The organism is Corynebacterium sp. HMSC056E09 (assembly GCF_001813425.1).
In the GTDB taxonomy this organism is placed as follows: Bacteria; Actinomycetota; Actinomycetes; order Mycobacteriales; family Mycobacteriaceae; genus Corynebacterium; species Corynebacterium hesseae.
Genome location: NZ_KV812483.1, coordinates 26,548 through 37,177 on the forward strand (window position 1 = coordinate 26,548; position 10,630 = coordinate 37,177).

The 10,630-nt window shown below is 62.3% G+C and carries 10 protein-coding genes and 1 pseudogene; 7 read left to right on the forward strand and 4 right to left on the reverse strand.

Annotation, left to right across the window (positions count from 1 at the left end):
* The first annotated feature begins 101 nt into the window (after window positions 1–101).
* Window positions 102–620, forward strand: a complete 519-nt coding sequence (locus HMPREF2912_RS02120) for a hypothetical protein (RefSeq protein ID WP_070533502.1) — start codon at window positions 102–104, stop codon at window positions 618–620.
* 2 nt (window positions 621–622) lie between these two features.
* Here HMPREF2912_RS02120 and HMPREF2912_RS02125 read toward each other — a convergent pair whose 3' ends face one another.
* Entirely contained in the window at window positions 623–1,036 is a 414-nt protein-coding gene (locus HMPREF2912_RS02125) for a hypothetical protein (RefSeq protein ID WP_070533503.1), read from the reverse strand.
* 48 nt (window positions 1,037–1,084) lie between these two features.
* Entirely contained in the window at window positions 1,085–1,801 is a 717-nt protein-coding gene (locus tag HMPREF2912_RS02130; protein ID WP_070533505.1) for an ASCH domain-containing protein, read from the reverse strand.
* Window positions 1,802–2,064: 263 nt separating this feature from the next.
* Between HMPREF2912_RS02130 and HMPREF2912_RS02135 the strand changes: the two genes are divergently transcribed.
* Window positions 2,065–2,553 (forward strand): hypothetical protein, encoded by a 489-nt coding sequence (locus HMPREF2912_RS02135; RefSeq protein ID WP_070533507.1) that lies wholly within the window; start codon window positions 2,065–2,067, stop codon window positions 2,551–2,553.
* A gap of 35 nt (window positions 2,554–2,588) precedes the next feature.
* Here the strand turns inward: HMPREF2912_RS02135 and HMPREF2912_RS02140 are convergent, their stop codons facing one another.
* Together HMPREF2912_RS02140 and HMPREF2912_RS02145 are read right to left on the reverse strand one after the other, a co-directional pair.
* A complete protein-coding gene (locus tag HMPREF2912_RS02140) occupies window positions 2,589–4,070 on the reverse strand; it encodes a multicopper oxidase family protein (RefSeq protein ID WP_070520396.1) in 1,482 nt (493 codons plus the stop codon).
* A gap of 71 nt (window positions 4,071–4,141) precedes the next feature.
* Window positions 4,142–4,717, reverse strand: a complete 576-nt coding sequence (locus tag HMPREF2912_RS02145; RefSeq protein WP_070520399.1) for a CueP family metal-binding protein — start codon at window positions 4,715–4,717, stop codon at window positions 4,142–4,144.
* Window positions 4,718–5,120: 403 nt separating this feature from the next.
* Here HMPREF2912_RS02145 and HMPREF2912_RS02150 point away from each other — a divergent pair, with 403 nt between their 5' ends.
* The 5 genes and pseudogenes from HMPREF2912_RS02150 to HMPREF2912_RS02175 all read left to right on the forward strand — a co-directional run bounded on the left by HMPREF2912_RS02150 (window position 5,121) and on the right by HMPREF2912_RS02175 (window position 10,381).
* Entirely contained in the window at window positions 5,121–5,843 is a 723-nt protein-coding gene (locus tag HMPREF2912_RS02150) for a response regulator transcription factor (protein ID WP_118781224.1), read from the forward strand.
* Complete coding sequence (locus HMPREF2912_RS02155) at window positions 5,840–6,967, forward strand: sensor histidine kinase (RefSeq protein ID WP_070520402.1); 1,128 nt, start codon at window positions 5,840–5,842, stop codon at window positions 6,965–6,967. Before HMPREF2912_RS02150 ends, HMPREF2912_RS02155 begins: the two co-directional genes overlap by 4 nt.
* 140 nt (window positions 6,968–7,107) lie before the next feature.
* The gene (locus HMPREF2912_RS02160) at window positions 7,108–7,434 is read left to right on the forward strand and encodes a heavy-metal-associated domain-containing protein (protein ID WP_070520404.1); all 327 of its coding nucleotides are present in this window, start codon (window positions 7,108–7,110) and stop codon (window positions 7,432–7,434) included.
* Window positions 7,435–7,485: 51 nt separating this feature from the next.
* A complete protein-coding gene (locus tag HMPREF2912_RS02170; RefSeq protein ID WP_070520407.1) occupies window positions 7,486–9,720 on the forward strand; it encodes a copper-translocating P-type ATPase in 2,235 nt (744 codons plus the stop codon).
* A 47-nt stretch (window positions 9,721–9,767) separates the two neighbouring features.
* Window positions 9,768–10,381: pseudogene (locus tag HMPREF2912_RS02175) on the forward strand (YdhK family protein).
* Window positions 10,382–10,630: the final 249 nt, after the last annotated feature.

Sequence of the window (10,630 nt, forward strand, 5' to 3'; positions counted from 1 at the left end):
GCACCAGCTTATCCGCCGAGCCTGGCCAGCTACTGTGTGATTCCTGTGCGCAACTAGGGTACCCGTCACTACCATAGAGGTAGATAAACAAAGGACCTGAAATGAAGCGACTTCTCTGTATTGCCTCTGCGCTCTTTGTGCTCGGCGGCTGTTCCTCTCTCGACGTTGAATCCACCCCTGCGAGTGAGACGTCGTCAAGCACCAGCGTTACTGAAGACGCCCCACACCCCACCCTTCCCACTGCCGAGGAAAGCGCCGAAGATATCGGCGTGGATCAACCGCAAGAAGAAGTCATCGGCTTCACCGAGGCGCCCGGTGCGGCGCAACCCACTCCGATGGAGAAAGCCATCGAGTCCTGCGGTGATGTCTCGCTACACGAAACCGGAACGACATTCTTCAGCGATGGAACCTCTGGCTGGACACAGCAGTGTGCCGACGAAATGATGGCCGCAAATCCCCCAGTGCAAGAAGCTGCCGCTGTGTATGAAGCACCCGCCGTTGAAGAGAACTACGTTCACCCCGGCGCGTATTGCAACGGCGGAAGCGGGGTATCAAAGAGAGGTGTCCCGATGACGTGCGCCCCGGCATCGGACGGCAGGATGCGCTGGCAGAGCGCGTAACCTCATTCCGGCAGTTGCGGGCCTTTACCCCTCTTCCACAACGCAAAGGCGATGCCTCTGCGGATCAGTGCTGAAAGCCCTACGGGCAGGCAGCACAGGAGGGGCAAAGCAATGAGCATCTGGCCGATCCAGCCGAAGAGACCAAGCACTCCAATAACGACGAAAACGGCATCTAGCCGGAAATCTGTAATGTCCTTCCGCTGCATGGGCAGGGAAATAAGGTAGGCAATTCCCAGAAACACGAGTGCGGGAAGAACCACAAAGACCGCAAGGAAGCCGCTCTCAGCATCAGTTCCTTGCGTATCAACGAAAAAGACGGCCACCAGCAGCCCAACAAATGCGAACTCCACAAATGGTAACCGCAGCACAGGGAAATCTATAAGCCGCGGTGGCTGGGCGGAAGCGGGGCCGAACATACCGACAGTCTAGGCAAAACCCTTTCCCCGTCGTCTTTACCGAAGTAGTTAAGCCTTACGGAGCGTGAACTCTACGACGTCGACCTCATCATCCTCAGCTAATCCGGGATAGTGAGTATCGAGCGCTTCGTGGAGCTCAGCAAGAGAACCAAAGCCATCTCTTCGGGCTTGTTCCTCCGTCAAGGACCTCCGCTGGGTAGAGACGACAGAAGTGACTTCTGCGGGAATGGTGACAACCTCTCCGGATTCTTTCTCGAAGACAATCTGGGCGCTTCCTTCGTGGAAGGGGTCATCCACCCGAATGGTTTGTTGCTTTTCTCCGCTTCGAATTGATTCCTCGTAGCCTTCCCACATATAGATGCGTTGCTCTTTGTCCATGTCACGCCAGTTATATGCGAACGGTAAGAGCTCTTCCACGGTGAGTGCTTCAAGTCCATTGCTTCTGCGCACGATGCACCGGATAGACGGATCAGTATCAAATAGCACTTGGCGGCATTTTCCACAGGGCGAAAGCACCTGGCCAGTCGGACCGTGGACGGCGACTACCGCCCGGATGGGATCCTCGGGATGACTAGCAGCGTGGTTAGCTAAGGCCGAGATTTCACCACAGGGGCCACCGAGAAAATGGTATGCGTTCAAACCGAGCACGTGTTTGCCGGATTCAGTCAGGAGGGCTGCGGCTACGGTGTGATCTTCCCCGTCGTGGAAGCGCTGCGCATGGGTCGTGGCTACGGTCAGTAATTCTCGGAGTTCATTAGTAATCATCCTTCAAAGGTAGCTGTTACTGCCACAACTCCTAAGCCCAAGGGATCACAAATCTGTCACTGTCATTCACGGTAAATAAGGGCGAAAAACTTCGAACTTCTGGCCGCTATAATTCCCCGAAGATATCAATAACCCCGGCGATTTACTCCTACTTTCGTAGTGCAGGGATCGTTCCGGGGTTTTCAAAGCGCACATTATCATATCCATATGGAAATCCAAGCCCAGCCCAAGTACAGCTGTCCCAGTGGTTTTCATCTGCGCGAATGAGCAGGTACACCGATCATCCATCACCAGAAACGCTCTACCTTTGGAATACTCACCTCACGAAGACCTATCTCGCAGACATCGAACACCTCGAAGTACTCCTCCGAAATAGCATTCACAATGCCCTAACCGGAAGGTACGGCGAGCGATGGTTTGACGACGATCGAATCCCTTTCAACGATGCAGCGAAGAAGAATATCCGCAAAGCGAAGAAACGGGCCGGGAAGGAAGGCGCACCACCAGGAAAAATCATCGCTGAACTCAGCTTCGACTTTTGGCGCTTCCTCCTAAGCAGTCACTATCAGGCGAGCGTCTGGCCTCAGGTTAAGAAGGCGTTGAAGAAAACCCCTGGCAGCAGACAGCAGTTTGAAGATCTTGACTCCGTTGATAACGCCATCCAAATGGTGGCAAGCTTTATTGATCCTCATGCCGAAGCATGGATCAAGGACAATTCCCGAGTCCCCGATATACGGGCACAACGACCTTAGCTGTATACCGCAGGACAAAGCGGAAAAGAGCCGGGTTACTCGTAGCGAAGCGAGCTGAACATCCCGGTTTCCATGTGATAGGCGTTATGGCAGTGAAATGCCCACTCACCGGGGTTGTCAGAGATCAGGTCGGCGATCATGGTTTCACCGTGGCGGAGAAGGACGGTGTCCTTGCGTAGCCCGCCGCTGCCGGGCAGCGCCCACGTGTGACCGTGGATGTGCATGGGGTGGGGCATCATGGTCCTGTTGCGCATGACCATCCGCAGGCGCTGGCCCGCCTGCACGATCGCGGAGGAGGATTGGCCGTCGGTGAGAATGCTCCATTCATACGGCATCATCTGCCCGCCCAGGTCGATGCTGACTTCTCGGTCTGGTGTGTCCTCGGGCAGGAGTGCACGGTCTGCTGGCTTCAGGGAGGACAGAAGCAGTCCGGTGGACGACAACTCGGGGAAGTCGACATCGGGGTGAGGGGCCTGGCCGCCGGCGGTGCGGATGACGGCGAAGGCGCGGTCGTCTTTACCCACCGCCAAAGCCGTGAGCGGGAAGATGCCGTCGCCGAGGATGACCTCGACGTCGACACGCTCGCCCATCGACAGGTAGATCGATTCGGTCTCCCGGGGCTGGACGGGGAAGCCGTCGGTGTGGGTGACGGTCATGCGGTGACCACCGAGGGCCACCTTGAAGATGGTGTCACCGCCGGAGTTGATAAACCGCAGGCGGGCCTTGTCACCCGGGCGAGCCTCGAAGGTCCGGTGAGCACGGGGGATACGTCCGTTGATGAGGTAGTGCGGATACATCACATCGCCGGCATCCCCGCCCAGTACCCGGTCCGGGGTGCCGTGCATCATATGGCCGTGGCCTCCCATCCCCTTCTTCCCGTTATGGTCGCCCGAGCCCATTCCGGTGAGCTTGTCGAGCTCATCGTCGGGAGTGCCCTGAATGCCATCGACCCAGTCGTCGAGCACGATGGTCCACTCGACGTCCTGGTCCTCAGCGTCTTGCGGGTCACGGACGATCAGTGGGGCGTGGAGGCCGCGATCAAGCTGCAGGCCGGAGTGGGAATGGTAGAAGTAGGTGCCACCGTGGGGGACTTCAAAAACATAGGAGAAAGACTCGCCAGGTTCAATGGGGTCCTGGGTCATGCCGGGCACACCGTCGGCTGCGTTGTGGAGTGCGATGCCATGCCAGTGGATGGAGGTGCTCTCAGGCAGTTCATTGGTGATATCGACCTGGAGGACGTCGCCGACGGTGGCCTCAATGGCCGTATCCCCGGTGTCAGAGACGTATCCCCACGTCTTGGCTTCGATACCGCCGATATCCAGAGAGAGGGGCCGGGCGGTCAGTGTCCGGCGCACCGTCGGCTCGCCGAGCGCAGTGGGGGTGGGAGTGGGGCGAAGAGAGGAACCTGGTGCCGAGGCAGCGGGTCCAGGGTCGCTGGTGCAGGCGGCCACGGCCCCGGTGCCGGCGAGGACGAGCCCGCCGAGCAGAAACTGTCGTCGGGGAAACGCGTTCATCATGATTTAACCTTCCTTGGTGCTAGATTTCAGTGACACGGGAGACAGGTGCAGGTGAGGACCCTGCTGAGCCATCACGTCAGGCGCAGGTCTGTGACGCAGGTGGCACCGTCGTCGGCGGTGGAAAACTCCGTGGTGCCGGTACGCCCCTGGTAGCTGACCTCAATCAGGCCGGTGGCATCATCGGGAAGCCAGAAGCCAATAAACCCGTTGTCGAAGGTGGTTGTCGCCTCGTCCACCAGCACCTCACCGGTCGCCTCATCGGTGATCGTGACCTGGATATCCTCATTGTCGAGTTCCCCCAGGCAGGTCGTGAGGCTGTGGTAGAAGCAGTCGTGGGTGGAGGTGAGATAGGGTGCGATCGAGACATACGTCTGATTGTCGGGAAGATCGACCACGACTTCCTGGTCATCGCTCGAGAGCAGCAGTTCATCGGCACGCACTGAGGCGATCAGATCCGTGGGACGCTCCGTGACCTTCTGCCGGTCGAGGTGATCAATGATCTCCACCGCGTCCATGCCGGCCAGGCCATGGGTAGTCAGGAATGTATCCTGGGACACCGTCCCGTCGGCGGTGGGTTCCGGGTCGGCGGCCGAACACCCCGTGAGGGCGAGGGCAAGGGCGGCGGCTGCGATCGCTGCTCGTTTCACGTCAATCTCCTTGGATCGTGGTAAGACCGTGAGAAGACACCGCCTCAAGGTCGATGCCATACCTTTATCTAGCACGGGTGCCTGACGGACTAGAAATCAAAACCCCTGCTCACAGCCTTATAACAGGGCGAAAAGGGGGCGAATTCGGTGGGCTGGGTCACCACCGGGACACCACCCCACAGCCGTGGGCGATGTCCTTCTACCCGCCCCGGGTATGCGGTGCAGGCAGTGAAATCCCTGGTGGCGCCTGCTGAACCGACCAGGGGAGGCGATGCCGCCGGCCCGGGGTGGGGCGCAGGGGTGACGGCGGTCGAAGGGTGATGTTTGAAGATTTGATGAAGATTTCCCCGTTGGGCACTGAGCGAGGGTGATATTCCCCCTGGCCGGAGCGATACTGGGGTCCATGGCTAACCGCACACCGACCACCGCCACGCCCCCGGGGCGGGTGCTGGTCGTCGATGATGAACAACCCCTGGCTCAGATGGTGGCCTCCTACCTCATCCGGGCCGGCTTCGATACCCGCCAGGCGCACACCGGCACTCAGGCCGTGGACGAGACCCGTCGCTTTTCCCCCGATGTTGTGGTGCTGGATCTGGGGCTGCCCGAACTCGACGGCCTGGAGGTGTGCCGACGGATCCGCACCTTCTCGGACTGCTACATCCTCATGCTCACCGCGCGTGGCAGCGAGGACGACAAGATCAGCGGTTTGACCCTGGGGGCGGATGACTACATCACCAAACCTTTTAGCATCCGGGAACTGGTGACCCGGGTGCATGCGGTGCTACGCCGCCCGCGCACCAGCACCACCCCACCGCAGGTGACCACCCCCTTGATCGTTGGTGACCTCATCCTTGACCCCATCGCCCATCAGGTGCGGGTAGGGGAGACGACCGTGGAGCTCACCCGGACGGAGTTCGAGCTGCTGGTTGCCCTGGCCCTGCGCCCCGGCCAGGTGCTGACCCGCCACGACCTGGTCACCGAGGTCTGGGACACCACCTGGGTCGGTGATGAACGCATCGTCGATGTCCACATCGGCAACTTGCGTCGCAAGCTCGGCACCGACACCCGGGGCCGGGGGTTTATCGACACCGTGCGTGGCGTGGGCTACCGGGTGGGGCAACCATGAATCACGGACCCGGCCTGACCTTCCGCTTCCTGGCCGCCCAGGTGTTGGTCGTGGTGATTAGCCTACTGGTGGCCGCGGCCGTGGCCACGATGGTGGGTCCGACCCTGTTCCATGATCATATGTTGATGACCGGCCAGGAGGACCCCTCGCTGGAGCTGTTCCATGCCGAGCAGGCCTACCGGGGCGCCAACCTGATCACCCTGGCCGTCGCCCTGCCCACCGCCTTGATCAGCGCCCTGCTGGCCAGCCTGTGGTTATCGCGTCGTCTGCGCACCCCCCTGCAGGATCTCACCCGCGCCGCTACCAGCCTGACGGCCGGCAACTCCCGTATCCGCGTGCCCGCCGGAAAAGCAGGCCCCGAGGTCACCACCCTGGCGCATGCCTTCAACACCATGGCCGACCGGCTGGAACACACCGAACAGGTCCGCCGCCAGATGCTCTCTGATCTGGCCCACGAAATGGGCACCCCCTTATCGGTGCTCACGGTCTACCTCGATGGTCTCCAGGACGGGGTCGTGGACTGGAATAATGCCACCCACACGATCATGGCTGACCAACTCACCCGCCTGACCCGGTTGATGGAAGACATTGACGATGTCTCCCGGGCCCAGGAACACCGGATCGATTTGGACCTGGCGGAGGAAGGGCTCGGGGATCTGCTCCACACCGCCGCTGCTGCCGCGGGGGAAGCTTATGCTGACAAAGGCGTCGATTTACAGGTCGAGACCATTACGGACACCGCCCGGGTGCTCGTGGACCGGCAACGCTTCGGCCAGGTGATGAGCAATCTCCTGTCGAACGCGCTACGGCACACCCCGGCCGGCGGGCAGGTCCGGATCAGCGTCCACCGACAGGGGGCGTCCACCGCGCTCATCCACGTCGCCGATGACGGCGAGGGCATCCCACCTGACCAGCTCGGACACATCTTCGAACGCTTCTACCGGGGGGATGCCGCCCGCACCCGGGACAACGGCGGGGCCGGTATCGGTCTGACCATCTCCAAGGCATTGATCGAGGCCCACGGCGGCACTCTCACCGCCACCTCCCCCGGCCCCGGTCGCGGAGCGGTCTTTGCCCTCCGCCTCCCGCTGTCCCCTCCCGACAGTGAGGAGGCTGCTCGGTGACCACACCCTGCCCCGCGTGAGGGCCGCGACCTCGACCCATTGAAAATATACCCCCCTGGGGTATGCTGAAAATATACCCCCGGGGGGTATATGCTAGAGAGCGGCATCGCCGCACCCCACCGAACCGAAGGAGCTTTCCCATGATCACCTCCCCGCCCCGCCTCTTGCCGATGGCCTCCCACGGCTGCAGCTGTTGCGGACCTGCCTCACGTGCCGACACCGCCTCCATCCCTGCCGCCAGCGACTCGTCAGCAGGAGGGTCCTCCCCTAGCTACCAGGTCACCGGCCTGACCTGCGGGCACTGCGCGAAAAGCGTGACCCAGGCCCTTCAGGCCCTCCCCCAGGTCGACGACGTCCAGATTGATCTCGCTGCTGGTGGTGTTTCCACCGTCACGGTCACCGGTCTCGTACCTCCGGAGATGGTTCGCCGGGCCATCGAGGAGGCCGGCTACACCGTCTTATCCTGATCAGTTTTACTCATCATCTCGACCCCGACCGGGTTGAGCGAAAGGAACGTCATGAGCACTCCCCACCATTCGGGTGATCACCATGGTGATCACCCCGCTCCGGAAACAGACCACACCCACCACCCGGATCATGCCAGCCACGAACACCACGCAGATGCCGACACCCACGGCCAGGCGATGCCCCACGATCACCCGCACTCCGCCCTGGACGAAGACCACCACGTTCATAGTCACGGCGAACACGCCGGACACAGCACCGCAATGTTTCGGGACCGCTTCTGGTGGTCGCTGATTCTGTCCATTCCCGTCGCTATTTTCAGTCCCATGGTCGCCCACCTGCTCGGCTACCACCTCCCGGCATTCCCCGGATCCACCTGGATCCCCCCGGTGCTAGGCACGATCATCTTCGGCTACGGCGGAACGCCTTTCCTCAAGGGCGGATGGAAAGAACTGAAATCCCGCCAACCCGGGATGATGCTCCTGATCGCCATGGCCATCACCGTGGCGTTTGTCGCCTCCTGGGTCACCACTCTGGGGCTGGGCGGTTTTGACCTGGACTTCTGGTGGGAGCTGGCCCTGCTGGTGACCATCATGCTGCTGGGCCACTGGCTGGAGATGCGCGCTCTCGGGTCCGCGTCCTCCGCGCTTGACGCGCTGGCTGCCCTGCTGCCGGATGAGGCCGAGAAAATCGTCGACGGGACCACCCGCACCGTGGCCATCTCCGAGCTGGTCGTCGACGACGTCGTGCTGGTGAGGGCCGGTGCCCGGGTGCCGGCCGACGGAACCATCCTCGACGGAGCCGCCGAATTCGATGAGGCGATGATCACCGGCGAATCCCGTCCCGTCTTCCGCGACACCGGTGACAAGGTGGTCGCCGGTACCGTGGCCACCGACAACACCGTCCGCATCCGGGTGGAGGCTACCGGCGGGGACACCGCCCTGGCCGGGATCCAACGCATGGTTGCCGACGCCCAGGAGTCCTCCTCCCGGGCCCAGGCCCTGGCGGATCGGGCGGCGGCGTTATTGTTCTGGTTCGCGCTGATCTCCGCTCTGATCACCGCGGTGGTGTGGACCATCATCGGCAGCCCGGACGATGTCGTGGTGCGCACGGTCACGGTGCTGGTCATCGCCTGCCCACATGCCCTGGGCCTGGCGATTCCGCTGGTCATTGCGATCTCCAGCGAGCGGGCCGCGAAATCCGGGGTGCTCATCAAGGACCGGATGGCGCTCGAGCGGATGCGCACCATCGACGTGGTGCTCTTCGACAAAACCGGCACCCTGACCGAGGGTGCGCACGCGGTCACCGGTATCGCGACAGCTGTCGGCGTCACCGAGGGCGAGCTGCTGGCCCTAGCCGCCGCCGCGGAGGCCGACAGCGAGCACCCCGTGGCCCGCGCCATCGTGGCGGCCGCGGCCGCCCATCCCGAGGCCTCCGGTCGGCAAATCCGTGCAACTGGTTTCAACGCCGCCTCCGGCCGGGGGGTCCGGGCCACTGTCGATGGCGCTGAGATCCTCGTGGGCGGGCCGAACATGCTGCGCGAGTTCAACCTCACCACCCCGGCCGAGCTCACCGACACCACCAGCGCCTGGACCGGGCGTGGGGCCGGTGTGCTCCATATTGTCCGCGATGGTCAGATCATCGGTGCGGTAGCCGTCGAGGACAAGATCCGCCCCGAATCCCGCGCCGCCGTGAAAGCCCTGCAGGACCGCGGGGTGAAGGTCGCGATAATCACCGGCGACGCCCAGCAGGTGGCCCACGCCGTCGGTCAGGACCTAGGCATTGATGAGGTCTTCGCCGAGGTCCTGCCCCAGGACAAAGACACCAAGGTCACGCAGCTGCAGGACCGGGGTTTGAGCGTGGCCATGGTCGGTGACGGTGTCAATGACGCCCCCGCTCTGACCCGCGCGGAAGTCGGTATCGCCATCGGTGCCGGCACGGATGTGGCCATGGAATCTGCCGGGGTGGTCCTAGCCAGTGATGACCCGCGGGCAGTGCTGTCGATGATTGAGCTGTCCCAGGCCAGCTATCGCAAGATGATCCAGAACCTGATCTGGGCCTCTGGCTACAACATCCTCGCCGTGCCGTTGGCCGCCGGAGTGCTCGCCTCGATCGGGTTCGTGCTGTCCCCGGCCGTGGGCGCGATCTTGATGTCTGCCTCGACCATCGTGGTGGCCCTGAACGCCCAGCTGTTGCGCCGCATTGATCTGGATCCGGCTCACCTGGCTCCGACCGACGGGAAGGAGGAACACAGTGGGTCGATATCCCCCGTAACCGTTACTGACTGACCTTGTCTCTCGACCCCTAACTCACACCACCTTTGAAAGGAACGCTCATGAAACGCAGCATTACCCTCGCCGCCTTGGTACTGACCTCCACCCTGGCGCTGACCGCCTGCAGCGACGCCACCGACAACTCCGACGATGCCGACACCACCAGCACCACGACGGCAACCGCAGAGACCAACGAGACCCACCAGGAAGACACCACCACTGCCGACGAAGAGCACGGCGGGCACGACCACCCTGCCGACGGCGGGGCACCGCCGGCAGGCATTGAAGAGGCCGAGGATCCCACGTACCCGGTGGGCACTGAGGTCATCCTCACCGCTGACCACATGCCCGGCATGGACGGGGCTACAGCCACCATTTCCGGGGCGTTTGACACCACGACCTATTCGGTCAGCTACACCCCCACCGAGGGTGGGGCCCCGGTTACCGACCACCGCTGGGTCGTCCATGAGGAGCTCGTCGATCCGGGTCAGGCCCCCTGCCCGACGGGGCGAGCGTTGTCCTGGATGCCGAGCACATGTCCGGCATGAAGGGTGCTGAGGCCACCATCGATTACTCCACCGAGGAGACGGTCTACATGGTTGATCTCACCGTCGACGGGATGACGATGACCAACCACAAGTGGGTCACCGAGAGCGAGATCCAACCCGCCGAATAGTCCACCCACCCTGAACCGCGAGACCAGACAAGGCACCCGCTCCAGAGTCGGTCATCAATCGCTGCCGACCATGCCGAAGCAAACCAGCCACACACGGAACCTGCACGCCCACAGGGCCCACGCTGAGGTAGGCCTTCTGTGTCACTGCTTCTCTTAGTCAGGGAAATATGCCCTGGAATGACCCTGGTGACAGGAGTTCATTCCAGGGCTTTGGGGGCTCTTCCGGTTTCGGGGTGCGTAGCGGGGTGA